The 23,511-nt window shown below is 72.7% G+C and carries 21 protein-coding genes; 8 read left to right on the top strand and 13 right to left on the bottom strand.

The window, feature by feature from the left end; all coding sequences use genetic code 11:
• Positions 1-10 precede the first annotated feature (10 nt).
• From ACFYUV_RS48555 to atpB, 3 genes are all read left to right on the top strand, one after another.
• On the top strand, positions 11-1,507 hold the full coding sequence (locus ACFYUV_RS48555) for a histidine kinase (protein WP_387682337.1): 1,497 nt from the start codon (positions 11-13) through the stop codon (positions 1,505-1,507).
• Positions 1,504-2,097: a response regulator transcription factor gene (locus tag ACFYUV_RS48550; RefSeq protein ID WP_358297601.1), complete on the top strand. Its 594-nt coding sequence runs from the start codon at positions 1,504-1,506 to the stop codon at positions 2,095-2,097. The genes ACFYUV_RS48555 and ACFYUV_RS48550 overlap by 4 nt, the downstream gene beginning before the upstream one ends.
• A gap of 135 nt (positions 2,098-2,232) precedes the next feature.
• Positions 2,233-3,009, top strand: coding sequence for a F0F1 ATP synthase subunit A (gene atpB, locus ACFYUV_RS48545; protein WP_364420372.1), 777 nt, complete (start codon positions 2,233-2,235; stop codon positions 3,007-3,009).
• Between the two features lie 4 nt (positions 3,010-3,013).
• Here the strand turns inward: atpB and ACFYUV_RS48540 are convergent, their stop codons facing one another.
• Positions 3,014-3,889 (bottom strand): diacylglycerol/lipid kinase family protein, encoded by an 876-nt coding sequence (locus ACFYUV_RS48540; protein ID WP_387682333.1) that lies wholly within the window; start codon positions 3,887-3,889, stop codon positions 3,014-3,016.
• 260 nt (positions 3,890-4,149) lie between these two features.
• On the opposite strand from ACFYUV_RS48540, the gene ACFYUV_RS48535 reads away from it, so the two are divergent.
• The 3 genes from ACFYUV_RS48535 to ACFYUV_RS48525 are packed head-to-tail and all read left to right on the top strand — an operon-like array spanning position 4,150 to position 6,755.
• Complete coding sequence (locus ACFYUV_RS48535; protein ID WP_387682330.1) at positions 4,150-4,701, top strand: hypothetical protein; 552 nt, start codon at positions 4,150-4,152, stop codon at positions 4,699-4,701.
• Positions 4,702-4,752: 51 nt separating this feature from the next.
• Positions 4,753-5,424, top strand: coding sequence for a response regulator transcription factor (locus ACFYUV_RS48530; RefSeq protein WP_358297590.1), 672 nt, complete (start codon positions 4,753-4,755; stop codon positions 5,422-5,424).
• Positions 5,421-6,755, top strand: a complete 1,335-nt coding sequence (locus ACFYUV_RS48525) for a sensor histidine kinase (protein ID WP_387682327.1) — start codon at positions 5,421-5,423, stop codon at positions 6,753-6,755. Before ACFYUV_RS48530 ends, ACFYUV_RS48525 begins: the two co-directional genes overlap by 4 nt.
• Positions 6,756-6,876: 121 nt before the next feature.
• Here ACFYUV_RS48525 and ACFYUV_RS48520 read toward each other — a convergent pair whose 3' ends face one another.
• From ACFYUV_RS48520 to ACFYUV_RS48510, 3 genes are all read right to left on the bottom strand, one after another.
• Positions 6,877-7,839: a hypothetical protein gene (locus tag ACFYUV_RS48520; protein WP_387682325.1), complete on the bottom strand. Its 963-nt coding sequence runs from the start codon at positions 7,837-7,839 to the stop codon at positions 6,877-6,879.
• A gap of 90 nt (positions 7,840-7,929) precedes the next feature.
• Positions 7,930-9,042: a low temperature requirement protein A gene (locus ACFYUV_RS48515; RefSeq protein ID WP_387682322.1), complete on the bottom strand. Its 1,113-nt coding sequence runs from the start codon at positions 9,040-9,042 to the stop codon at positions 7,930-7,932.
• A gap of 35 nt (positions 9,043-9,077) precedes the next feature.
• The gene (locus ACFYUV_RS48510; RefSeq protein ID WP_387682320.1) at positions 9,078-10,229 is read right to left on the bottom strand and encodes an IS701 family transposase; all 1,152 of its coding nucleotides are present in this window, start codon (positions 10,227-10,229) and stop codon (positions 9,078-9,080) included.
• Positions 10,230-10,560: 331 nt separating this feature from the next.
• Here ACFYUV_RS48510 and ACFYUV_RS48505 point away from each other — a divergent pair, with 331 nt between their 5' ends.
• A complete protein-coding gene (locus tag ACFYUV_RS48505; protein ID WP_387682317.1) occupies positions 10,561-11,442 on the top strand; it encodes a sensor histidine kinase in 882 nt (293 codons plus the stop codon).
• Entirely contained in the window at positions 11,420-12,058 is a 639-nt protein-coding gene (locus tag ACFYUV_RS48500) for a response regulator transcription factor (protein WP_358297574.1), read from the top strand. The genes ACFYUV_RS48505 and ACFYUV_RS48500 overlap by 23 nt, the downstream gene beginning before the upstream one ends.
• Before the next feature lie 22 nt (positions 12,059-12,080).
• Here the strand turns inward: ACFYUV_RS48500 and glgB are convergent, their stop codons facing one another.
• The 9 genes from glgB to ACFYUV_RS48455 are packed head-to-tail and all read right to left on the bottom strand — an operon-like array spanning position 12,081 to position 23,505.
• Positions 12,081-13,976 carry a 1,4-alpha-glucan branching protein GlgB gene (gene glgB, locus ACFYUV_RS48495; protein ID WP_387682314.1) on the bottom strand — a complete coding sequence of 632 codons (1,896 nt, stop codon included), beginning with the start codon at positions 13,974-13,976 and terminating at the stop codon, positions 12,081-12,083.
• Positions 13,976-15,958 carry an alpha-1,4-glucan--maltose-1-phosphate maltosyltransferase gene (locus ACFYUV_RS48490; RefSeq protein ID WP_387682311.1) on the bottom strand — a complete coding sequence of 661 codons (1,983 nt, stop codon included), beginning with the start codon at positions 15,956-15,958 and terminating at the stop codon, positions 13,976-13,978. Before ACFYUV_RS48490 ends, glgB begins: the two co-directional genes overlap by 1 nt.
• 3 nt (positions 15,959-15,961) lie before the next feature.
• Complete coding sequence (locus ACFYUV_RS48485; RefSeq protein ID WP_358297565.1) at positions 15,962-17,269, bottom strand: NDP-sugar synthase; 1,308 nt, start codon at positions 17,267-17,269, stop codon at positions 15,962-15,964.
• Entirely contained in the window at positions 17,266-18,438 is a 1,173-nt protein-coding gene (locus ACFYUV_RS48480; protein WP_358297562.1) for a PP2C family protein-serine/threonine phosphatase, read from the bottom strand. The genes ACFYUV_RS48485 and ACFYUV_RS48480 overlap by 4 nt, the downstream gene beginning before the upstream one ends.
• A gap of 9 nt (positions 18,439-18,447) precedes the next feature.
• Positions 18,448-18,879: an ATP-binding protein gene (locus ACFYUV_RS48475; protein ID WP_387682309.1), complete on the bottom strand. Its 432-nt coding sequence runs from the start codon at positions 18,877-18,879 to the stop codon at positions 18,448-18,450.
• Positions 18,863-19,183: an anti-sigma factor antagonist gene (locus ACFYUV_RS48470; RefSeq protein WP_352329001.1), complete on the bottom strand. Its 321-nt coding sequence runs from the start codon at positions 19,181-19,183 to the stop codon at positions 18,863-18,865. Before ACFYUV_RS48470 ends, ACFYUV_RS48475 begins: the two co-directional genes overlap by 17 nt.
• A gap of 19 nt (positions 19,184-19,202) precedes the next feature.
• A complete protein-coding gene (glgX, locus tag ACFYUV_RS48465) occupies positions 19,203-21,335 on the bottom strand; it encodes a glycogen debranching protein GlgX (RefSeq protein ID WP_387682307.1) in 2,133 nt (710 codons plus the stop codon).
• Complete coding sequence (locus ACFYUV_RS48460; protein ID WP_387682304.1) at positions 21,332-21,691, bottom strand: anti-sigma factor antagonist; 360 nt, start codon at positions 21,689-21,691, stop codon at positions 21,332-21,334. Before ACFYUV_RS48460 ends, glgX begins: the two co-directional genes overlap by 4 nt.
• Before the next feature lie 11 nt (positions 21,692-21,702).
• Positions 21,703-23,505 (bottom strand): AGE family epimerase/isomerase, encoded by a 1,803-nt coding sequence (locus ACFYUV_RS48455; RefSeq protein WP_387682301.1) that lies wholly within the window; start codon positions 23,503-23,505, stop codon positions 21,703-21,705.
• Between the last annotated feature and the right edge of the window lie 6 nt (positions 23,506-23,511).

Raw genomic sequence — 23,511 nt, 5'->3', positions numbered from 1 at the left:
GTCGGGCCCTGTGACGGGTGAGGCGGCGGTGCGGGAGGTGGAGTTCGGCCGGGGCCGGACGGTGGCGCGCGCCGGGTCGTGCGGGTGGCTGCTGCTGGTGGTGTGGCCGCTGTGGTCGTTCTTCTCCACGCGTCCCGGCGTGCTCGCCGTGGTGTGGGTGGTCGCGGCGGTCGTGCTCTTCGTGGCGTGCTGGCTGCGCATCATGTGGCGGGCGCTCAGCGCCCTGGGCGCGGCGACGCTGACCTGGGCGCCGGTGGGGCTGGTGGCCGCCGCGCTGGCGCTGCTGCCGGTGCTGCGGGCGCCGTGGGCGTACGTCGGGTTCGTGTTCGTGGTCAGCGCCCTGTCCGGCTGCCTTTCGCGGGTCCCCTTCGCCGTGTCGGCGGCGGTGACGATGGTCGTGGTGGTGGCCGCGCTGACGGCGTACGGGCGGCCGTTCGAGCAGGTCTGGTGGGTGCCGCTGGTGATCCTGGTCGAGGCGGTGACGGTGGCGAGCCTGAAGCATCTGGGCGAGATGGTCGCCCGGCTCGACGCCGCCCGCGCCCACGTCGCCCGGCTCGCCGTGGACAACGAACGCCTGCGCTTCGCCCGCGACCTGCACGACACGCTCGGCCACACGCTCACCTCGATCACCATCAGGAGCCAGCTGGCCGCCCGGCTGGCCCGTACCGACCCCGAACGGGCCGCCCGCGAGATGGCCGACGTGGAACGCGCCGCCCGTCAGGCGCTCGACGAGGTGCGCCACGCCGTCGCCGGCTACCGTGCCCCCTCGTTGTCGGGCGAGCTGCGCACGGCGGCCCACAGCCTGGACCTGGCCGGGATCCGGCTGGAGGTCTCGCCCGCCGCCGGGCCCGTCCCGGCCGCCGCCGAGACGCTGCTGGCCTGGACCGTACGGGAGGCCGCCACGAACGTCGTACGCCACAGCCGAGCCCGCCACTGCCACATCGACCTCGCCGTCAACGACCACACCGCCACCGTCGAGATCCGCGACGACGGCCCCGGCCCCGACTCCGCCGGATACCCGGCCCACAGCGACGACACCCCCAACCCCGGACCCGAAGGGCTCGGGACCAGAGCCGAGGAGGCCGGGCCTGCGCCCTTCGGAGACGTGGCCGACGGAGGCGGTGCCGCCACCCCCGGAGCCGCAGAGCGCGGGTCCCGCGCCGAAGGACTCGGTCCCAGGGCCGAAGGGGCCGGGTTCACGGGGGACGGAGGCTTTGTCGGCAGGGGCGGTGCCGCCCGCATCGGAGCCGACGGAGGCGGATCCGGGGCTGAGGGGGGCCTCTCCGGTGCTGAAGGGGCCGGTGCTGAAGGGGGCAGGGCTGAAGGGGGCGCGGCCGGCGGGGTCGGGGCTGGGGGAGCGGTGGTTCAGAGGGGCGGGGGTGCCGGGGGCAATGGGCTGACTGGGTTGGCTGAGCGGATCGCTGCCGCTGGCGGACGTCTGGAGGCCGGGCCGCTGCCCGGCGGCGGCTACCGGCTGCACGCCCGAGTGCCCTTGGAGGTGCCGTGATCCGCGTCCTCATCGCCGACGACCAGGACCTCGTCCGCGGCGGACTGGCCGCGCTGCTCGCCCTGGAGGACGGCATCGAGGTGGTGGCCGAGGTCGGCCGGGGCGACCTGGTCGAGCCCGCGGTGGCCGAGCACCGCCCCGACGTGGTCCTGCTCGACATCGAGATGCCCGGCATGTCCGGCCTGGAGGTCGCCGAACGCCTGCGCGGCCACCGGGTGGTCATCGTCACCACGTTCGGCCGCCCCGGCTACCTCAGCCGCGCCCTCGACGCCGGCGTGTCCGGGTTCGTGGTGAAGGACGCGCCGGTGGCCGAGCTGACCGCGGCCGTGCGGCGGGTGATGGCCGGCGAGACGGTGATCGACCCCAAGCTGGCGGTGTCCGCCCTGACCGTCGGGCCGAGCCCGCTCACCCAGCGCGAGGCCGAGGTGTTGCGGACCGCCTCCGGCGGCGCGACCGTCGCCGACATCGCCCGCACCCTGTTCCTGACCGAGGGCACCGTACGCAACTACCTGTCCTCGGCGATCACCAAGACCGGCGCGCGCAACCGCGCCGAGGCCGCCCGCGTCGCCGAGTCCCGCGGCTGGCTCTGACCCCCCGGCCACCCCGCAACCCTGCAAGCCCGCAACCCTGCAAGCCCGCAAGCGCGCAACCCGGGAACCCCGCGAGCCGGTTACCCGTAACCCCGCAAGCCCGTAACCCCGCAACCTCTCAAGAGGAGCTTCGCCATGCCCTCCGACGACTTCCGCCCGCCCGGACCGGAGTTGTTCGACTACCCCGCGCTGTGGGACGGCGCGCCGCTCTGGCTCACCAAGCCGGTGCTGCTGGCCGCCGCCGGCGTGCTCGTGGTGTGCGCGCTGGCCTGGGGCGCTTTCTCCCGGCCCAGGCTGGTGCCGCGCGGCCTGCAGAACGCGGGCGAGTACGCCTACCTGTTCGTCCGCGACCAGATCGCCCGCCCGTCGCTGGGCGCCGACGCCGACCGCTGGATGCCGCTGCTGCTCACGCTCTTCCTGCTGATCCTGCTCTGGAACGTGATGGGCGTGATCCCGCTGCTCCAGTTCCCGGTCACCGCCCACGTCGCCTTCCCCTGGGTGCTGGCCGGGGTGGTCTACCTGCTCAAGCTCTACCTCGGCTTCAGGCACCAGGGCCTGGCCGGCTACCTCAGGAACGCGATGTTCCCCGAGGGCCTGCCCAAGGCCCTGGCGATCACCCTGTACGCGCCGCTCGAACTGTTCTACATCTTCGTCACCGCGCCGTTCACCCATGCCGTGCGGCTGTTCGCGAACATGTTCGCCGGGCACACGCTGCTGGCCTTCTTCAGCGCGGTCGGCTACTGGTTCCTGGTGGAGCGGCCGACCGTGGGCGGCGTGGCGGTGGGCGTGCTGGGCGTGTTCATGACGTGCCTGCTGACCGCGTTCGAGATCTTCGTCATGTTCCTGCAGGCGTACCTGTTCACCATGCTCACCGCCATGTACCTCGGCCAGTCCCTGCACCCGGAGCACTGACCGGTCAGGACGCCGGCGGCGCCAGGACCCGCCAGGCGGCCGGCCGCACGATCCAGGTACGCCGCTCCGCCACCTGCTCCAGCTCACCGTCCACGCTGGCCGGGACGGGCCCGCCCGCCACGGTGATCCGCCTGCCCCGGAAGGTCTGCACGTCGGGGCGGGCGGGGTGGCGGCCGCGGCGCAGCCCGGTGGCGAAGGCCAGCCGCGCCAGCGGTCCCGTGGCGTAGGAGACCACCACCTCGGCCAGCCCGTCGTCGGGCCGGGCCGCCGGGGTCAGCGGCGTGCCGCCGCCGATCGTGGCGCCGTTCCCGACGCCGGCCATGAGGACGCGGCGGCGGCCGGTGCACACCTGGGCGCCGTCCACCCTGATCCGCAGCCGCCATCCGCCCGTCCCCGCGCCCGCCAGCACCGCGCCCACCGCGTACGCGGCCCGGCTGAGCAGCGGCTTCAGCGGCGCGGCCCGCTCGGCGGCGTGCGCGCCCACGCCGAGGTGCGCGGCGTTGACCACGATGCCGCCGTCGTCGTCGATCAGCAGGTCCACGGGCCGTTCGTGTCCCGCCAGCACGACGCGGGCCGCCTCGGCCGGGTCGAGCGGGATGCCCAGCGTGCGGGCCAGGTCGTTGCCGGTGCCCATGGGGATCAGCCCGACCGGGCCGGCGTCCAGGCGGCCGTGCTCCAGCAGCGCGGCGACCAGCGCGTGCACGCTCCCGTCGCCGCCCATCACCACCGGGACCCGGTCGTCGTGCGACCGCGCGGCCTCCCGCGCGTCGCCGTCGCAGACCCGCACGTCGGCCTCCGCCCGCAGCAGCCGCAGCACCTCCCGCGTGCTGTCGTCGCCGACGCCGCCGGCCTGCCGGTTGCAGATCACCAGAAGTCTCACGGGTCCTCGCCTTCCCTTCCGCTGGGCGGATCGGTCTCTTCCCCGGGCGCCTGGCACAATGCCCCGCCGCCCGAACCCGTTCGCGGGACGCAGGTCCGGCGCGCGGGACGCGACGGCGCGCCTTCCACGGCGTTCCTGAAGGTTCCCGACGGCTTCTATGGCGTTCCTAAGGTTCCCCGACGGTGGGGTGAAGGTGGCCGCGGTTGAGTTGCCGCAGCGGGCCGGGCCACCGGGGACCGGCCGCCAGAAGGGCAACCGACATGAATCCACGAAAGACCGCGCTGGCCCTCGGGACGGCGGCGGCCCTGACGCTGGCCGCCTCCGGGGCGGTGCCGGCCGCGGCGGCCGGCCCGTGTGCCCAGGTCTCGTCGACGTGCTCGCCCGCCGACGTGGCCAAGGACCACGCGGGTGAGAAGACCGCCGACGTGAAGGCCGGCGTGAAGGCCGGCGTCCGGACCGATGTACGGACCGACGTGCGGAAGGACCCCGGCGGCGGTAAGCCGCGCGACGGCAGGCCCGGCTGCGGCCCCGAAAAGACGGACCACCCAGGAAAGCCCGGCAAACCGGACAACAAGGACAACGGCATCTCCCAGGAGGCGTTCGCCAAGGCGCTCGCGGCCGAGCTGGGCGTCGGGTACGACCGCGCCCTGCGCGCCGTCAAGGAGCTAGACGCCCTGACGGAGAAGGGCCGCGTGGACCCGGACTCGGCCGGGTTCGGCGCGGTGGCCGAGCACCTCGGCGTCACGCCGGACCGGCTGGAGCAGGCGCTGCGGAACGTCAAACGCGCGCTGGCCGGTGCCGAGCCCGCATAGAGACCGGCACCGATCTTCCTCAGCCGGGGGTGCGGAGGGGAGAGTGGCACCATGCACGTCCTTGTTGCCGACGACGACGAGGCGGTCCGCCGCTCCCTGACCCACGCGCTCACCCGCGAGGGCTACGACGTCAGCGTCGCCGCCGACGGCCTGCGCGCCCTGGAGGCGGCCGGCGGCGGACGTCAGGACGCGGTGGTGCTGGACATCATGATGCCCGGCCTGGACGGCCTGGAGGTGTGCCGCCGCCTGCGGGCCGCGGGCGACCGCACCCCGATCCTGATGCTCACCGCCCGCGACCTGGTCGGCGACCGGGTCGCGGGCCTGGACGCGGGCGCCGACGACTACCTGGTCAAGCCGTTCGCGCTGGAGGAGCTGCGGGCCAGGCTGCGCGCGCTGCTGCGTCGCAGCGCGCCCGCGCAGGGGCTGCTCCGCCACGCCGACCTGGAGCTGGACCCGGCCGCCTGCCGGGCCAGCCGCGGCGGCCGGCCGCTCGACCTGACCAGGACCGAGTACACCCTGCTGAAGGTGTTCCTGCGCAACCCGGGCCGGGTGCTCAGCCGCGAGGTGATCTTCGACTCGGTCTGGGGGTACGACTTCGGGCCGTCCTCGAACGCGTTGTGGGTCTACATCAGCTACCTGCGGGCCAAGCTGGAGGCCGGGGGAGAGCCGCGGCTGATCCAGACCGTCCGCGGCCTGGGGTACGTGCTGCGGGAGGAGCCGTGAGGCTGCGCACCAGGGTCGCGCTGACGGTCGCCGCCGTGGTGGCCGCCGCGCTGCTGGCGGTCTCGCTGGTGGTCTACCCGGCGGCCGCGGCGGGGCTGGCCGGCCAGCACGACGGGGAGCTGGTGCTGGCCGCCGGGCAGGCGCCGCGGCTGCTGGAGTCGCTGAAGGCCGCCGACTCGCCGCTGCCGGCCAGGCCCCTCCCGGTGGGCAACACGCTGCTGCAGTTCTGCCCCGACCCGCTGCTGACCGGCCCGACCGAGGGGTTCGTGCCGCTGGACGAGCAGGACCAGGCGGTCGCGTTCGGCAAGCTGCCCCCCTACTTCCGGGACGTCACCCACGACGGCGTGCGCTACCGGCTCTACACCGCCCCGCTCAACCTGGGCAAGGGCGTCCTGGTGCGGACGGCGTTCCCGCTGGACCGCGACGAAGAGACGCTGAACGCGCTCAAGCTGCTGCTGGCCGCGCTGACCCTGGGCGGCGCGCTGGTGGCGGCGGCGGGCGCGCGTCTGCTCGCCGGCCGGGCGCTGCGGCCCGTCGCCCGGCTGACGGCCGTGGTGGAGCGGGTCACCGCCACCGGCACCCTCACCGCCGACGGGCTGGAGGGCATGGGCGCCGGACGGGACGAGGTGGCCCGCCTGGCCGGCTCGTTCACCACGATGACGCACGCGCTGCGCGAGTCCGTGCTGGCCCAGCGGCGCCTGGTCGCCGACGCCTCCCACGAGCTGCGCACGCCGCTGACCAGCCTCACCACGAACCTGGAGCTGCTGGAGGAGGGGCGCGGCACGGCCGACCCGCAGGCCCCGGCCCTGGTGCACGAGGCCCGCGTCCAGGCCGAGGAGCTGCGGGTGCTGGTCAACGACCTGGTCGAGCTGGCCAGGCACGGCGACGTCGAGCTGCACCTGGAGGACGTGCGGCTCGACCTGGTGGCCGGACGCGTGCTGGCCAGGGCCGCGGCCCGCGCCCCGCACGTACGGCTGCGCGGCGAGCTGGCCGAGTGCCTGGTGACGGCAGACGCCGACGCGATCGAACGGGCGGTCTCCAACCTGGTGGACAACGCGATCAAGTGGAGCCCGCCCGGCGGCGTGGTCCTGGTACGGGTGGACGCCGCGGGCTCGTTGTCGGTGGCCGACCAGGGCCCCGGCATCGCGGCCCACGACCTGCCGTTCGTGTTCGACCGGTTCTACCGCGCCGAGTCGGCCCGTTCCCTGCCGGGTTCGGGGCTCGGCCTGGCCATCGTCCGCCAGATCGCCGAGGCGCACGCCGGATCGGTGCGCGCCGAGCCGCTGCGGCCCGGCGTACGGCTGGTCCTCGCGCTGCCCCTGAGCGCGTGACCTGACACTGAGCGCGTGACCTGACACTGAGCGCGTGACCTGACACTGAGGGCGCGACCACGGGCGCGGACCCCCGCACCCGCGGCCGCGCCGGTCCAGGGGCCGGTGGCCGGTCCGGCGGTCAGTGAGCCCCGGCGACGGGCACCGCGGGCGTGGCGGGCGCGGCGGGCCGGGGCATCGGGCGCGGCGGCAGCGCCATCAGCGCCAGGCCGAGCACCGCCCACAGCCCGAGCACCGTCAGCGGGACGGCCAGGGCGGCGCCGTCGAAGTAGACCACGCTGCGCACCAGTTCGAGCGCCGACCGGGTGGGCAGCACGTAGCCGAGCGCCGCGTACCAGGGCTCGATGAACGCGGCGCCGAACGGGCCGCCGCTGGCCGGCAGGCCGATCGGGATGAACAGCACGGCCGCCGCGATCACGCCGCGCGGCCCGAAGCGGCGCATCAGCCCGTTCACCGCCACCGAGACCAGGAAGATCACCGCGCAGGAGACGGCCAGGAGCCCGAGCGGGGCGCCGGTGAGCGCGCCGAGCAGGCCGTCGACGACCCAGGTGAGCGCCAGGCCGCCGGTCACCGCGCCGAGCGCGAGCACCGCGAGGCGCAGCCCCCGGTGCATCATCGGCTGCATGCGCATGGTGAGCACGGTCGTCGCCAGCGCGGTCAGCAGCAGGCCCAGCACGTAGAACATGCCCGACACGCCGGAGGAGTCGCCCTCGGCCAGCGGCCGCACGTCCTCGACCGCGAGCTGCCGTCCGGCGGCGCGCTGCATCAGGGCGGTGAAGTGCGGGGCCGCCGTGTCGCCGCCCGCGCTGGCGACCAGCAGCCTGCCCTCGCCCGCCAGGTAGGCGGCCTCGACCTCGCGCCGGAGCACCGCCGCCCGCGCGCCGGCCGCGTCGGCGTACGGGCGCGCGTCCACGGCCCCGCCCGCGGCCTGCTCCAGCCGGGCGGCGTCGGGACCCACCACGGCGAGCGGCACCCCGTGCGGAACCGGGTGGTGCAGCGCTCCGACGAACGAGCCGATGATCACGGCGCCGACGACCGCGGACACCAGGTAGGCGACCGCGACTCGAACAGCGGGATTCTTCATGACGCTCCTCAGTTGTCCACCCGGCTCAGGTCCTGGTGGCGGCCCGCACGACGGGCGCCGCCGCCCTCACCCTGCCGGTTAGAGCGCGCGCTAAGTCAAGGCGTCGGACTCGGATCTGGCCCGCGAATGTTCCAGGAAGTTGAACGTCATCACCACGAGCACCAGGGCGGCCACGGACAGCAGCGCCGGCGTCTGCAACGCGATCGGGATGATCGCCAGGCTGGCCACCGGCATGGCGAGCTGCGGCCCGGACCACTTGCCGAAGATGTGCCAGCGGGCGTAGCAGAACGTCGCGAAGTACAGGGCGCAGCCGCCGAACAGCAGCGCGGTCACGGGTGGGGCGAAGACCTGGCCCGGATGGGAGACGACCTCGGCCATGCCCACCGCCATCGCCATGATCGACCCGATGAAGGCGAGATGGCCGTAGGAGAAGACCCGCCGGATCAGGTCGGTGCGGATCACGGCCTCGTCCAGGGCCTTGGGCAGCGACTCGGCGGCGAAGATGAAGTACACCCACCACAGCGCGCAGGCCAGCACGAACGTCGCGGCGACCGCGCCGATCGAGCCCACGGCCAGCGGGCGCGCCGCCGACGCCTGCGCGCCGATGGCCAGGATCGGCTCGCCCATCGCGATGATCAGCAACAGGCCGAACCGCTCGGGTAAGTGATGGGGGTGGAAGTTGACCCGCACCAGGTGGCTGCGGGTCAGCACCGGCGCGGCCAGGTCGATGGCGGCGGCCGCGGCCCAGACCCACACCCGGGCGCCGCTGTCCAGCAGGCCCCCGGCCAGCAGCAGCGGCCCGGTCACGCACACCGAGAGCGTGAAGGGGTTGACCAGCTCGAACGGCCGGCCGCGGAAGTACAGGGCGGCCAGCAGCGAGCGCTGGGCGAAGTAGGCGGCGCCGAACATCAGGCCGCGCTCCTCGTAGGCCAGGGGGGTGGCCAGCGCCATGAACAGGCCGCACAGGCTGAGCGCCAGGATGCCCAGCCGGTCGGGGGTGTTGTTGACGTCGCGGGTGTTGGCGTGCACCGCCATGCCCACCCAGGCCCAGTACGTCGGCACCAGCACGACGACGGCCTGCCCCACGCTGCCCCAGCCGTGGCCGCGGTGGAGCAGGTCGGACAGCTGGGTGACGGCGAACACGAACACCAGGTCGAAGAAGAGCTCGACCCAGGTGACTTGCTTGTCTGCTTTCGGCTTCATCGAGCGGTGTGACTCCTCGTACGTCGTGCGGGTGCTCACGCGGGCAGCAGCGCGGGCTCGGCGCCCGCGGCCAGCCGCCAGCGCACGTCGAAGGCGTAGGCGGCCGAGGCCAGCGTGACGTGGTGGTGCCAGCCGTGGAAGGAACGGCCCTCGTAGTCGAACAGCCCGAAGCCCCCCGCCAGCTCGCCGATGGCGTGCGCGGCCCGCCAGCGGGACTTGGCCAGCGCGACCAGCTCCTGCGCCGGCACGGACATGTTCGTCAGCCAGAACGCCCGCGGCCGCGGCCGGCCGAGCGGCCACTCCACCAGCAGCCTGCGCGAGCGCGCGTGGTCGTCGGAGACCGGCAGGAGGACGAACTGCGAACGCAGCGACCGCCCCCGCGGCCCCTCCCACCAGGCCACCGTGCGCCGCTCCGCCCCGGCCGCGGCCTGCGCCGCCTCGGCCAGCGTGACGCGGGCCCGCGGGCCGCCCCCGCGCACCACGCTCATCGAGGCCCGGACCCGGTGGCGGGCGTCGACCTCGACGACGTAGTCGAGGCCGCGGTCCTCCAGGCCGCGCAGCAGGTCGGCGACGCCCCGGACGTGGGTGAGGTCGGCCACCAGCGGCGCGACGGGCGTGCCCCAGTCGAGCGTCAGGTCGTCGACCAGGTCGATCACGTGCTCGCCGAAGGGCCGGTGCCGCTCCTGGTCGGGCACGTGCGCCCGGGCCCGCCGGTCGTGGTCGGCCTCCCACGACTGCGGCAGGCACAACCGCCAGTTGACCGGCACGGCCGCCTCGCCCGAGCTCATCAGCACGGCCGCGCCCACCTGGCAGTTGACCGTGCGGCCGAGGCCGCGCACGTACTGGCGCTCGACGCCCGCCGACCAGCGGCCGTGCTTGGCGAAGGCCACCTCCTCCACCAGCCACGCGGCCGGGGGCGCGCCGGCCGCCAGCACGTCGGCGACGGTGCGGCGGACCGGGCGCGGGTCCCAGCGGCTCTGGTTGACGAACTGCTGGAGCGACTGGCCGTTGTGCGGGCCGCCCACCTCGTCGGCGATGCGCTGGATGGACTTGCGCCCGCCCGCGTGCAGCAGCCCCAGCACGTACGACTCGGCCGCGCTACGCTGGTCGGAGCGCGGCAGCGAACCGAATATCGTACCGAAGAATTCTGCGAACTCTTCACGCTCGTTCACCGCGAGTTCTCTCATGACCGCCCCTCACCTGCATTAGAGAAGATCCGTAATGGCGAACGCGGTCAGGATCGCAGTTAAGTTTTGGTTCGCACAAGAGAGTAACACCAAGGTGGCAGCGGAGCTGTCCGGGAGTATTAAAGGGAGTACTCCCGGAGGCATCTACCGGGTGCTCATCGATAACCCGGTATTACATCACACGCGGCCTCAGTCAGGATGTGCGGGTAAAGGACTTGCCGCCCGATGAGTCTGGAGTGCACTCTTGCATCCGCCGGAATCATGTGATCATATGATGCGGGGATCTGCGCCGGTGACTGAGTAAGGCGACACACACTACGGGGGATGACCAGTGCAGTGCAACATCCAGCCCACGGTTGTGATAGCCGAACGGATCGAGGCCCATAAGGCTGCGATCTTGGCACAGCTGTGCGGCGAAATTGAAGAATCAACTTCCGGGGCCGCTCCCGGCGAGTGCGCGGAGTTGGCGGAAGAGCTCCTCGACCTGATGGTGGCCCGGCTCAAGGCCAGTACGGACCGCTCTCCCGGGGCCCTGGCCGGGGCGACGGACGGCGGCCGCGGCGACGCCCGGGAATGGCGGCGAATTTCCCGCGACCTGCACGATCGGGTGGGCCACGAGATCAGCGTGGCGAGCCGGCAGCTGGAGCTCGCCGAAATCGGTCACGCACGTGGTACGGACGGTTTCCCGGTGCATGTGAAGGAGGCGAAGGCCGCGCTGCTGAGAGCCCACCAGGAAATCCGAGACGTCATATCCGACCTGCGCGTTCACGCCCATTGGCCGGGAATGGAGCAAGCGCTTGTGCGGCTGATGACGACCATTGTGGACCCGCGGCTGGAGCATCGAATCACCCTTATCGGCGATGTCGAGGGCCTGCCTCCGCGCATTCGGGACGAGTTATTCCTGATATTACGCGAAGCCATTACCAACAGCATCTCCCACGCGGGCGCCGACCTGCTCGAAGTGTGCGTCAAGATTGCGCACGACCGGATCACAGCAATTGTGCGGGACAACGGCCGGGGTTTCTCGGGCTGGCGCGCGAAACAGGGGCACGGCCTGACCTCCATGCGCGAGCGCGGGGTCGCTCTGGGCGGCCTGGTGACCATAGAGAGCACCCCCGGGAAGGGCACCGAGGTCGTCTTCCGTGCCCCTGTCCGGCCTGTCCGGGACGAGCGGCCGAAGGAAACATCGGATGCAAAGAGAAGGCAGCATTGACGTCCTCATCGCCGACGACCACACGATCCTGCGGGAGACGCTCAAGCAGACGCTGGAGCTCGAACCCGACCTTCGTGTCGTCGCCACCGCGGGGGACGCGCGCGCGGCGGTGAAGTCGGCCGAGGCGCTGCGGCCGGACGTCGTGGTGCTCGACGTGGAGATGCCCGGCGACGGCGTCGTGCGCACCACCACCCACATCCACCGGGTCTCGCCCCGGTCCCGCGTCATCGTGCTGAGCATGTACGACGACCCGGTGCTGGTGCAGGAGCTCATCGCCCACGGCGTGCGCGGCTACCTGCTCAAGAGCGTCGGCCGGGAGGAGCTGGTGCAGGCCATCCGCGGCGTCTGCGCGGACGCCGAGCGCGTGGTCCTGTCGGTGTCGCGGGAGAGCCTGATGATGTCCGGCAGGCCGCGCGCCGGGAAGCTGTCCGAGCGGGAGCTGAGCGTGCTGTCCCTGGCCGCCCAGGGCCTCAGCAACGCCCAGATCGCCACCCGGCTGATGATCGCCGAAGGCACGGTCAAGCGTCACCTGCGCAACATCTTCACCAAGCTCGACGCCACCTCCCGCCTCGACGCGGTGAACAAGGCCATGGCCGCCTCACTGCTGACGCTCTGACGCCTCCTCCGCCATGGCCGCCTCACCGCTGACGCTCCGACGCCTCCTCTCCGGGGACCAGCCAGAGCGTCGCCAGCGGCGGCAGCAGCACCTCGGCGACCGCACCCCCCTCCGAGCAGGTGACCGAGCCCAGGTTGCCGAGGTTCCCGCCGCCGTAACAGGCGGCGTCGGTGTTGAGCGCCTCGTGCCAGCGCCCGCCGGAGGGGAGCGCCAGCCGGTGCCCGTGCCGCGGCACCGGCGACAGGTTGCTCACGCACACCAGCGGCGCCCCCCACCGGTCCCAGCGCACGAAGGAGTAGACGCTGGAACCGGCGTCGTCGGCGTCGATCCAGGTGAAGCCGCCGGGGGAGCAGTCCAGCCGCCACAGCGCGGGGGTGGCGGCGTAGCGCCGGTTCAGGTCCCTGACCAGGTCGCGCACGCCCTTGTGCCGCGGGTCGCGCAGCAGCGCCCAGTCCAGCTCGCGGTCATGGGACCACTCGCTTCGCTGCGCGAACTCCTGGCCCATGAACAGCAGCTTCTTGCCCGGATGCGCCCACATGAAGGCCAGGTACGCGCGCAGGTTCGCCAGCCGCTGCCACTCGTCGCCCGGCATCTTCCCGGCCAGCGAGCCCTTGCCGTGCACCAGCTCGTCATGGCTGAGCGGCAGCACGAAGTCCTCCGCGTACGCGTACGTCAGCCCGAACGTCAGCGCGTGATGGTGGTACGGCCGGTGCACCGGGTCGCGCCGCATGTAGCCGAGCGTGTCGTGCATCCAGCCCATGTTCCACTTGAAGTCGAACCCCAGCCCGCCGGCGGACGTCGGCCGGGTCACCCCCTCCCACGCCGTGGACTCCTCGGCGATCGTCAGCACCCCGGGACAGCGCCGGTGGACGGTGTCGTTCAGCTCCCGCAGGAACGCGATCGCCTCCAGGTGTTCTCTGCCGCCGTGCGCGTTGGGCCGCCAGGCGCCGTCCGGGCGGGAGTAGTCCAGGTACAACATCGAGGCGACGGCGTCCACGCGAAGGGCGTCGACGTGGAACTCCTCGCACCAGTACAGGGCGTTGGCGATGAGGAAGTTGCGCACCTGCGGGCGGCCCAGGTCGAAGGTGAGCGTGCCCCAGTCGGGCTGCTCGCCGCGCAGCGGGTCGGGGTGCTCGTACAGGGGGCCGCCGTCGAAGCGGGCCAGCGCCCAGTCGTCGCGCGGGAAGTGCGCGGGCACCCAGTCGAGTATCACCCCGATCCCGGCCAGGTGCAGCGCCTCGACCAGGGCGCGGAAGTCGTCCGGGGTGCCGTAGCGGGAGCTCGGCGCGTAGTAGGAGGAGATCTGGTAGCCCCACGAGCCGCCGAAGGGATGCTCGGCCACCGGCATGAGCTCCACGTGGGTGAAGCCCATGCCGCGCAGGTACCCGGGAAGCTGCTCGGCCAGGTCGCGGTAGGTCAGGCCGCGCCGCCAGGAGCCCAGGTGCAGCTCGTACACGCTCATGGGCGCCTCGCGGGCCGGGCCGTCGCCGCGGGCGGCCAGCCACGCGCCGTCGCGCCAGCGGTGCCGCGAGGTGAACACCACCGACGCCGTGCGCGGCGGGTGCTCGGCCGCCAGGGCCAGCGGGTCGGCCTTGCGCCGGGTCCGGCCGTCCGCGCCGGTGATGTCGTACATGTACCGGCAGCCGTCGCCGGCCCCGGGCACGAACAGCTCCCACAGGCCGCCGCCGGGCGCCCGGCGCAGCGCGTGCCCGGCGCCGTCCCAGCCGTTCAGGTCGCCCACCAGCCGCACCTCGCGCGCGCCCGGCGCCCACACGGCGAACGAGACGCCCGCCACGCCGCCCACCGTCCGGGTGCGCCCGCCCAGCGCCCGCCACAGCTCCTCGTGCCTGCCCTCGCCGATGAGGTGCAGGTCCAGCTCGCCCAGCACGGACGGCCCCCCGCCGGTCAGGACGTCCATCACCGCTCCACCGTCAGGATGTGCGCCGGCTGCCTGGACGGGTCCAGCCGCACGAAGTTGCGCGCCCCCCACTGGTAGACCTCGCCGGTCAGCTCGTCGCGCACCCGGAAGGACGGTCCGAGGTCGGGCAGGTCCAGCGTCACCGTGGCCTGCCGCACGTGGTGCGGATCGAGGTTGACCACGACGATCACGGTGTCCTCGCCCGCCTGCTTGGCGAAGCAGAGCACGGCGTCGTCGTCGGCGTGCTGGAAACGCAGGTTGCGCAGCAGGCGCAGGGCCGGATGGCGGCGGCGGACCCGGTTCAGCGCGGCCAGGAAGGGCGCCAGCGTGCCGCCCGCCGACCAGTCGCGCGGCCGGTACTGGTACTTCTCCGAGTCCTTGTACTCCTCGCTGCCCGGCGCGGCCGGCTCCCGCTCGCACAGCTCGAACCCGGCGTACACGCCCCAGGTGGGGGAGGCCGTCGCGGCCAGCGCGGCCCGCACCCGGAACGCGGCCGGCCCGCCCTCCTGCAGGTAGGCGTGCAGGATGTCCGGCGTGTTGACGAACAGGTTCGGCCGCATGTACGCCGCCGCCTCCCCGGCCAGCTCGCCCAGGTAGCTCTCCAGCTCCGGCTTGGCGTTGCGCCAGGTGAAGTAGGTGTAGGACTGCTGGAAGCCGACCGCGGCCAGCGTGTGCATGATCGCCGGTCGGGTGAACGCCTCGGCCAGGAAGACGACGTCCGGGTCGGTGCGGTTGATCTCGGCGATCAGGCGTTCCCAGAAGAACACCGGCTTGGTGTGCGGGTTGTCCACCCGGAAGATCCGCACCCCGTGGCCCATCCAGTGGCGCAGCACCCGCAGCGACTCGGCCAGGATGCCGCCGGGGTCGGCGTCGAAGCAGATCGGGTAGATGTCCTGGTACTTCTTGGGCGGGTTCTCGGCGTAGGCGATGCTGCCGTCGGGCCGGTGCTCGAACCACCGCGGATGCTCCCGTACCCACGGGTGGTCGGGCGAGCACTGCAACGCGAAGTCCAGCGCCACCTCCAGGCCCAGCTCGGCGGCCCTGGCCACGAAGAAGTCGAAGTCGTCGATCGTCCCCAGGTCGGGGTGGACGGCGTCGTGCCCGCCCGCCGCCGAGCCGATCGCCCACGGTGAGCCGGGGTCGTGCGGCCCGGCGATGGGCGAGTTGCCCGGCCCCTTGCGGTTGGTCCGGCCGATCGGATGGATCGGCGGCAGGTAGACCACGTCGAAGCCCATCGCCGCGACGGCGGGCAGCCGTTCGGCCGCGGTCCGGAAGGTGCCCGAGCGCGGCGGGTGACATCCCGTGGGATCCACCACGGCGCCCTCGGAGCGGGGGAAGAACTCGTACCAGGCCCCGTACAGCGCCCGTTCGCGCTCCACCAGCAGCGGCAGGTCCTCACCGGCCGTCACGTGGTCGCGCAGCGGCCGGCGGGCCAGCGTCCGCAGCACCGGCTCGGCCAGCGCGATCGCCAGCCGCGCCTCGGGGTCCAGCTCGCCGTCGCGCAGCGTCGCGGCGGCCACGCGCAGCAGCCGGGCGTCGGCGGGCGGCACCTCGGGCTGGGCGGCGGCCCTGGTCAGCAGCCGGGCGCCGGCCTCCATCGTGACGGCCACGTCGATCGCGGCGGGGATCTTCACCTCGGCCACGTGCAGCCAGGTCGCCACCGGGTCGCTCCACGCCTCCACCCGGAACGTCCACTCGCCCTCCCGGTGGGCGGACACCTCGGCCGCGTACCGGTCGGAGCCCTGGGAGACGGCCGCCATCGGGATCCAGGCGGCCTGCTTGCCGTCGGGGTCGGTGAGCACGACGTTCGCGCCCACCACGCCGTGCCCCTCCCGGAACAGCGTCGCCGACACCTCGAACGGCTCGCCCGGCACCGCGCGCGCGGGCCGGCACCCGCCCGCCACGACGGGCCGGACGCCCACGACGGGCACGCGGCCCGCGGCGATCTCGGAGATCTCGGTCAACACCAGCGTCTCAGTCATGTCTCACGCGTCCTGCAGGTCGGCGATGGTCTCGAACGAGGTGCCGGCGGCGGCCTCGCAGTGCGCCGGCACGGTCAGCCCCGGGTACACCGTCACCCCGGACAGCCGCACGCCGGCCTGAACCGTCACTCCGTTGCCCAGCGCGCTGTAGCCGCTCAGCACGGTCACGCAGTCCACGAACGACTCGACGGTGACCATCGTCCCCACGTGGGTGTCGGTGAGCCGCGCCCAGGGGCCGATGATCGCGCCGTCCAGGCAGGCCACCCGCTGCAGCCGGCACCCGGTGTGCAGGTCGACGCCGTCGCCGATCGCGGAGTCGGAGACGACCACGCCGGGGCCGATCTCGACGTCCCGGCCGATGTGCACGTTCGGCCCGATCCTGACCAGGCCCGCGCTGATCTTCTCGGCCAGCGTCATGCCCGACGTCGCGTCCCGCTGGCGCAGCGAGGACTCGTGGATGCGCACGTTGCCCGGGTAGGCCCGCAGCATGCCCTTGAGCACGTGCGGGTAGCCGCCGCTCAGCGCGTCGGTCAGCGTGCCGAGATAGTCGCGCAGGTTGCCCAGGTCGCCCAGCTTGGCGATGGGCGCGATGCCGACCCGGTGCCCGGCCTCCACCAGCCACGGGAGCAGGTCGTGCCCCCAGTCGAGCCGGTGGCGGGCCAGCTCGGCCAGCGCCGGCTCCCCGGCCAGCTTCCGCAGCCGCCCGCAGTCGACCAGGTAGAGCCCGGCGTTGACGGGCACCCGGGCCGGGTCGGCGGCCAGGGCGTGCACCTCGGCCAGCGGTGGTTTCTCCACGAAACGCCGGATCTGCCCGGACGCGTCCGTGACCATCGTGCCGTACTTGCCCGCCACCTCCTCGGCCGGCCGCTCGACCACGGCCACGGTGACCACCGCGTCGCTGTCGCGGTGGCGGCGGACCAGCTCGTCCAGGTCGAACTCGAACAGCGAGTCGGTCGGGAAGACCAGCGCCAGGCCGTCGAGCTCCCAGTAGTCCAGGCTGCTCAGCGTCGCCTCGCCGGAACCGGTGTTGGTCCAGTCCATCCGGGGCCGCGAGTAGCGCACCCGCACGCCCAGCCCCTCGCCGTGGCCGAGCACGTCCTTGGCCTGGTAGCGGTTCTCCCGGCCGTTGGCGATCAGATAGAAGTCGCTGACCCCCTGGTCGCGCAGGGCCATGATCTGCCATTCGATGACCGGCCGTCCGGCGAAGCAGACCGTGGCCTTGCTCCGCAGGTGGCCGGGGGCCTCCAGGGTGAGCGGCCGGGCCCTGAGACCCTGTCCGCCCGCCAATGCGATTCCGGCGATCTCGTTCATTGTCCGTACTTCCCCGTGGGTGTCCTACGTAGAGCGATCATGGTGATGTCGTCGAACTGCTCGGCGGACCCGATGTGCGCGCTGATCTCCCGTTCGAGCCTGTCCAGCAGGTCGTCCGCGCCGGTGGCGGGCTGCGAGACGAGGGTCAGCATGAGCTCCTCGCTGAAGAAGCGGCCGGACTCGTCCCTGGCCTCGGGCACGCCGTCGGTGTAGGCGAACAGCAGGTCCCCCTGGTCCAGGTGGGCCCTGCCGACCTCGAAGACGGAGTCGGGCACCAGCCCCAGCGCCGGCCCGGTGGGACGCAGCAGGGTGTGGCCGCCGCCCGCGTGGCGGATGATGGGCGGGTTGTGCCCGCAGTTGATGTAGACCAGCGCGCCGGTGACCGGGTCGAGCACGCCGAAGAACAGCGTGGCGAAGTAGCCCTGGCGCAGGTGGTTGGCGGTCAGGTAGTCGTTGGTCGCGATCACCGCGCGCAGCAGCGGCGTGGCGTCGTCCTGGACGGTGTCGGCCTCGCCGGTCCCCACGTGCGCGGCGGTGTGCCGCAGCAGGGTCCTGATCAGGGCCATGAACAGGGCGGCGCCGACGCCCTTGTCGCACACGTCGGCCACCACCAGCCCGATCCGCGACCCGCCCAGCAGCTCCAGGGCGTCGTAGAAGTCCCCCGCGACCTCCCTGGCCGGCTGGAACCGGACCGTGAGCTGCCAGCCGGCGCGGGCCGGCAGCGCGTCGGGCAGGAAGCCCGCCTGGATCTCCCGCCCGATCTGCAGCTCGCGCTCGTACTTCAGCAGCGCCTCCTCCTCGGCGCCCGGGAAACGGCCGAACACCTGGCCCGCCCGCAGCCTGCGGTGCAGCAGCTCCGGCACGAAGGGCGGGACGACGTAGTCCAGCCCCGCCAGCACGTGCGGTTCGAGCTGACGCAGGTCGCCGTCGGTGAACGCGACCACCACGGGCGGCCGCGCGCCGGCCTGGACGACCCGCGTCACCTCGCGCACGACCTCCACGTCGAGGCTCGCGTTCACCAGCAGCAGACCGGTGGGCGGAGGCGCCTCGGCCAGCAGCTGCTCGGGGGTGCGCCTGGCCACGGGAGCGCCGTCGGCGGCCAGCAGCAGGCACAGCTCTTCCGCTGCTGGTGATGGGCCACTGACGACGAGGGTCACCTCCGCATCCATCGGTACCTCCTAGACGCGGTTCATGATGATGGTCGTCTGGTTACGACCCGAGCTGTACTCGTAGCGGACCTGGTCGGCGACCGTACGGGCCAGGTAGACGCCCAGCCCGCCCGGCCGCCGCTCGCCCAGCGGCCGGTCCAGGTCGGGAACGGCCTCGTAGGCGGTCGGGTCGAACGGCGGCGCCGAGTCGGTCAGGCGCAGCCACACCCGGCCCGGCTCCACCCCGCCGGTCAGCTCCAGCTCGCCCGGCCGGTCGCGGTGGCCGTGGGTGATGATGTTGACGATCAGCTCCTCGGCGGCCAGCCGCAGCCAGTGGGCGCGCGTGCGGGTCAGCCCGCCGAGCGCGCTCAGCGTCTGCACGTAGGCCATCAGCTCGTCCAGCGACTCGGGCTCGGCGGGGCGCCTGAGCCGCTCCATCGCCTGCCTACTCGGGGATCGCATCGCTGAAGTCCACGCTGTGGTGGAAGCCGACCAGCCGGATGGTCTGCTCGATGGCGTCGTTGGCGCCGACCAGCACGATGCGCACGTCGTCGGCCAGCTTCTGCCGGGCGAACACCAGCCCGCGCAGCCCCGCCGAGGACATGTAGCTGAGCTGCGACATCTCCAGCACGAGCAGCTCGGCCGCGGCCTCGGCCGCGCGCTCCACCTCCCTCCTGAAGGTCTCGGCGGTCAGGGCGTCCAGCTCGCCCTCCAGCGTGATCAGTGCGGTGCTGCCGTCGTGGGTCAGGATCGCGTTGAACGACATGGGATCTCCTTCGGGGATTTCAGTGAGGGGCGCGGCCGACCAGCGCGACCGCGGCCCGCGGGCCGACGACGATCCGCCGCTGGTCGGCCAGCGGCGGCTCCTGGCCCGGTGAGTGGACGTCGCCGGGGGCGGCGGCCGCGGTGTCGGCGAACAGGTGCCACACCGCGCCGTCCGGCAGGGCGGGCAGCTCCAGCTCCCGCGCCTGCCAGTGGGTGTTGGCGGCCAGGTACAGGTGCTCCGCGCCGCCGCCGGCCGCCGGGCCGCTGCGCAGCATCGCCACCAGCGTGCTGTCCGGCGACCAGTCGGGCTCGCCGGCCCGCTCGCCGTGCCAGGACACCTGCGGCAGCCCGCCGGCGCCCTCGTCGCCGCACGGGTGGCGGCGGTCGCGCACCATCGGGTGCGCGGCGCGGAAGGCGACGCACTCGCGCACGAACCGCAGCAGCTCGCCGTTGCGCTCGGTCAGGCCCCAGTCGAACCACGACAGCGGGCCGTCGTGGCAGTAGGCGTTGTTGTTGCCCTGCTGGGTGCGGCCGACCTCGTCGCCGGCCAGGATCATCGGGATGCCCTGGCTGAGCAGGAGCAGCAGCATCGCGTTCCTGGCCTGCCGCCCGCGCAGCGCCAGCACCTCGGCGTCCTGGGTCGGGCCCTCGGCGCCGCAGTTCCAGCTCTGGTTGTCGTCGTTGCCGTCGCGGTTGTCCTCGCCGTTGGCCTCGTTGTGCTTGCCGTCGTAGGCGAACAGGTCCGCCAGCGTGAACCCGTCGTGGCAGGTGACGAAGTTGACCGAGGCCAGCGTGCCGCGGGAGGCGTACAGATCGGGCGAGCCGACCAGCCGGGTGGCCAGCTCGCCGGCCGAGCCGGGGGCGGCCTTCAGGAAGCGGCGCAGCGCGTCGCGGTAGCGGCCGTTCCACTCCGACCAGCGCTGGTAGCCGGGGAAGGAGCCCACCTGGTACAGGCCGCCCGCGTCCCACGCCTCGGCGATCAGCAGGCAGTCGCGCAGCAGCGGGTCGTGGGCCAGCGTCTCGATCAGCGGCGGGTTGGCCAGCGGCGCGCCGTCCTGGCCGCGGTCCAGGATCGCGGCCAGGTCGAAGCGGAAGCCGTCGATGTGGTACTCGCCGGCCCAGTAGCGCAGGCAGTCGAGCACGTAGTCGCGCACCACCGGGTGGTTGCAGTTGAAGGTGTTCCCGGTGCCGCTGAAGTTGTAGTAGTAGCCCTCCGGCGTGAGCATGTAGTAGGTGGCGTTGTCCAGGCCGCGGAAGTGGATGGTCGGGCCGTTCTCGTTGCCCTCGGCCGTGTGGTTGAAGACCACGTCCAGCACCACCGCGATCCCGGCCCGGTGCAGCTCCTTGACCAGGTTCTTGAACTCGTCGGACTGCATGCCGTACCGGCCGGTGGCCGCGTAGCCGGCCTTGGGTGCGAAGAAGCCCAGCGTCGAGTAGCCCCAGTAGTTGTACAGGCGCTCGCCGGTGACCGGGTTGACCCGGCTCATGTCGAACTCGTCGAACTCGAAGACCGGCATCAGCTCCACGCAGTTGACGCCGAGCGCCTTCAGGTAGGGGATCTTCTCGATCAGCCCCGCGTACGTGCCCGGCGCCGACACCCCCGAGGACGGGTCCGCCGTGAAGCCGCGCACGTGCAGCTCGTAGACGACCAGGTCCTCCGGCGCGACGCGCAGCGGCCGGTCCTCCTCCCAGTCGAAGTCGTCGGAGACCAGCACCGACCGGTAGGGGTAGGGGTCGTCCCAGTCCACCTCGGCGCCCCACACGTCCCGGCCCGACATGACCCTGGCGTACGGGTCGGCCAGGATGCTGGCCGGGTCGAACCGGTCGCCGGGGGCGGGCGTCTCGGGGCCGGTGACGCGGTAGCCGTACTCGACGCCCTCGTGGTCCAGGCCGAACACGGTCATGGCCCACACGCCGCCGATCCGGTACTCGCCGGGGAAGGGCAGCTCGGCGAACGGCTCCCGCTCGCCGCGCCGGAACAGCACCAGCGAGACCGCGCTCGCGCCGCTGGAGTAGACCGAGAAGTTCACCCCGCCGGGCACCAGCGTGGCGCCGAACGGCATCGGATGGCCCGCCCGCACCCCGAACCCGGCCAGCTCGGCCGTCGGGAAGGAGTCGATCCGGCCCGGCACGCCCTGCGTCTCCACACTCATGTGGCCTCCTCCCGCGGCTCGGCGGCCCGGACGATCTCCAGCGCGTCCGCCACGCAGTCGGCGACGACGAAGAAGCGCAGGAACCCGGTCGCCGCCATCACCCCGCGCAGCTCGTCCGACAGGCCCACCAGGGCGATGAAGCTGTCCAGGGTCCGCGCCTGCCGGTAGACCAGCAACATCGTGCGCAGGCCCGCGCTGGACAGGTAGCTGACGCCGGTCAGGTCGAGCAGCACCGGCCGGCTGTCCGGCAGCAGCGACAGGATGCGCTCCTGCGCCGCCGGGGCCGACCTGCTGTCGAGCTGGCCGGCGAGCCCGATCACGGTGACCGGGCCGATCGTGTCCGTCGTGATCTCCATGGCCGGCACGCTCACTCCTGCACCGGGGTCAGCGTCACCTTGACGCGCAGCGCCTCGGTGGACTCCGGCAGCTCCACGGTCATCGCCACCGGGTCCAGCACCTCGTACGGCTTGCCGTCCACCTCGGCCTCGGTGAGCAGCACCCGCCCGGCCGGCAGCAGGTCGGGCGCGACGCGCAGGATGCGCTCGGCGTCCGGGCCCGGCTTGAAGTGCAGGGTGAGCGGCTGCCGCGTGACCAGCAGCCGCGTGTAGACGGTCGCCAGATAGCACAGCTCGGAGGAGTGGTACATGCTCATCGAGTGGCTGCCCTTGAACCGCTCGGTCCCGAGCAGGTACGGCAGGCCGTTGGCCAGCACGTTGAAGTAGACCGCGCCCTCGTCGTGGTCGAGGAAGAAGGCGTTGTAGAAGGCCGCCGCCTGGCGCGCCTGCTCCAGGTGGTCGTCACCGCCCAGCTCGCCGGCCACGATCAGGTACGCCAGGATCGCCTGCTCCTGCTGCCACCACGCCTTGCGGTCGTGCCAGGCGAAGCGGTGCCACCGCTGCCCCTCGGCCCGGTGCCGCTCGACGACGTCGTACCAGCCGCCGCGCTGCTGGTCGCTGCCGACCGCCGGCATGGTGCGGGCCAGGTGCTCGGCCAGGTCCCGGTAGGCGTCCTTGGGGCGGGCGCCGTGCATGCGCATGAGGTTCCAGGCGATCTTCAGGTTGTGCCCGACGACCGCGCGGTCCTGCTGCCAGCCGTGCGTCAGGTCGTGGCTCCAGTCGTCGTGGAAGCGCTCGTTGACGAACGGGCTCGACGGCTCGGGGAAGTGCTCGACGATCGTGTCGAAGGTGCGCTCCAGCATCTCCAGGTGGCGCTGGTCGCCGGTGGCCAGGTAGTAGTTGATCAGGTAGGCCGGGGCGTGGTCGCCGATGGAGTTCCAGTTCTTGCGCGACTGGTTCGGCCCGAGCGACTCGTGGTGCGGGCTGAGCAGGATCGGGTCGACGTGCGAGTAGTAGCCGCCGCGCCGGTGGTCGCGGAAGAACTTCTCGAACAGCCGCAGCGTGGCATTGACGTCGGAGGCGATGCGCTTGTCGCCGGTGACCCGGTAGGTCTGCGTCGGGCCGGCCAGGGCGTAGATCTGCTCGTACATCGGGATGGCGTCGTAGTCGTCGCCGAACTCCGAGGTGAACAGCTTCTTCTCGTGCTCGCCGTCCACCTTGATGCCGTGGTACCAGTACACGACGTCGTTCTCGGGGTCCACGAAGCGCATGTGCTCGCGCAGGTAGCGGGTGCCGCGCTCGGCGACCTCCAGGTAGGCGTCGTCGCCGGTCAGCAGGTACGCCGAGGCCATGCCGTACACCAGCCGCGAGATCGTGTCGGTCTCCTGCACGTGGCTGGCGGTCTTGTCGCCGCCCAGGCGCAGGATCGTCCGGTAGTCGCGGAAGTCGACCGGCCCCTGCCCGAACTGGGCGCGGCGGTAGAACGCGGCGATCTCGTCGAGCTGGTTGATCCACCAGTCGGGCTGCTCGAACCGGTACTCGCCGGAGCCGCGGCCCAGGAAGATCAGCCGCTTGGCCGAGAAGACCGGCTCCTCGCCCTCGGGGTAGAAGATCCCGTAGACGAACAGGTGGCGGCCCGGCGTCAGCATGTCGCGCACGTGGTCGCCCGCGTCCACGTACGGCTCGCCCAGGTTGCGCAGCACCTCGGCCGAGACCTCGCCGTCCAGGCGCACCTCGACCGTACGGCCGTCGATGGTCGCCAGCCGGAAGGAGCCGGAGCCGGCGTCGAACCGTTCGACCCGCCCGGCCACGGTGTCCATGAAGGTGAAGTTCATCGTTGC

This window comes from Nonomuraea sp. NPDC003560 (assembly GCF_042878785.1).
GTDB lineage: Bacteria > Actinomycetota > Actinomycetes > Streptosporangiales > Streptosporangiaceae > Nonomuraea.
This window is presented reverse-complemented; position numbering and strand designations above follow the sequence as displayed.

What these genes read in the sequence shown, in the direction of transcription:
- atpB (WP_364420372.1), top strand. Translation starts at nt 2,233, where the DNA reads ATGCCCTCCGACGACTTCCGCCCGCCCGGACCGGAGTTGTTCGACTAC.
- ACFYUV_RS48535 (WP_387682330.1), top strand. Translation starts at nt 4,150, where the DNA reads ATGAATCCACGAAAGACCGCGCTGGCCCTCGGGACGGCGGCGGCCCTG.
- ACFYUV_RS48530 (WP_358297590.1), top strand. Translation starts at nt 4,753, where the DNA reads ATGCACGTCCTTGTTGCCGACGACGACGAGGCGGTCCGCCGCTCCCTG.
- ACFYUV_RS48520 (WP_387682325.1), bottom strand. Translation starts at nt 7,839, where the DNA reads ATGAAGAATCCCGCTGTTCGAGTCGCGGTCGCCTACCTGGTGTCCGCG.
- ACFYUV_RS48515 (WP_387682322.1), bottom strand. Translation starts at nt 9,042, where the DNA reads ATGAAGCCGAAAGCAGACAAGCAAGTCACCTGGGTCGAGCTCTTCTTC.
- ACFYUV_RS48510 (WP_387682320.1), bottom strand. Translation starts at nt 10,229, where the DNA reads ATGAGAGAACTCGCGGTGAACGAGCGTGAAGAGTTCGCAGAATTCTTC.
- ACFYUV_RS48500 (WP_358297574.1), top strand. Translation starts at nt 11,420, where the DNA reads ATGCAAAGAGAAGGCAGCATTGACGTCCTCATCGCCGACGACCACACG.
- glgB (WP_387682314.1), bottom strand. Translation starts at nt 13,976, where the DNA reads ATGGACGTCCTGACCGGCGGGGGGCCGTCCGTGCTGGGCGAGCTGGAC.
- ACFYUV_RS48490 (WP_387682311.1), bottom strand. Translation starts at nt 15,958, where the DNA reads ATGACTGAGACGCTGGTGTTGACCGAGATCTCCGAGATCGCCGCGGGC.
- ACFYUV_RS48485 (WP_358297565.1), bottom strand. Translation starts at nt 17,269, where the DNA reads ATGAACGAGATCGCCGGAATCGCATTGGCGGGCGGACAGGGTCTCAGG.
- ACFYUV_RS48480 (WP_358297562.1), bottom strand. Translation starts at nt 18,438, where the DNA reads ATGGATGCGGAGGTGACCCTCGTCGTCAGTGGCCCATCACCAGCAGCG.
- ACFYUV_RS48475 (WP_387682309.1), bottom strand. Translation starts at nt 18,879, where the DNA reads ATGCGATCCCCGAGTAGGCAGGCGATGGAGCGGCTCAGGCGCCCCGCC.
- ACFYUV_RS48470 (WP_352329001.1), bottom strand. Translation starts at nt 19,183, where the DNA reads ATGTCGTTCAACGCGATCCTGACCCACGACGGCAGCACCGCACTGATC.
- glgX (WP_387682307.1), bottom strand. Translation starts at nt 21,335, where the DNA reads ATGAGTGTGGAGACGCAGGGCGTGCCGGGCCGGATCGACTCCTTCCCG.
- ACFYUV_RS48460 (WP_387682304.1), bottom strand. Translation starts at nt 21,691, where the DNA reads ATGGAGATCACGACGGACACGATCGGCCCGGTCACCGTGATCGGGCTC.
- ACFYUV_RS48455 (WP_387682301.1), bottom strand. Translation starts at nt 23,505, where the DNA reads ATGAACTTCACCTTCATGGACACCGTGGCCGGGCGGGTCGAACGGTTC.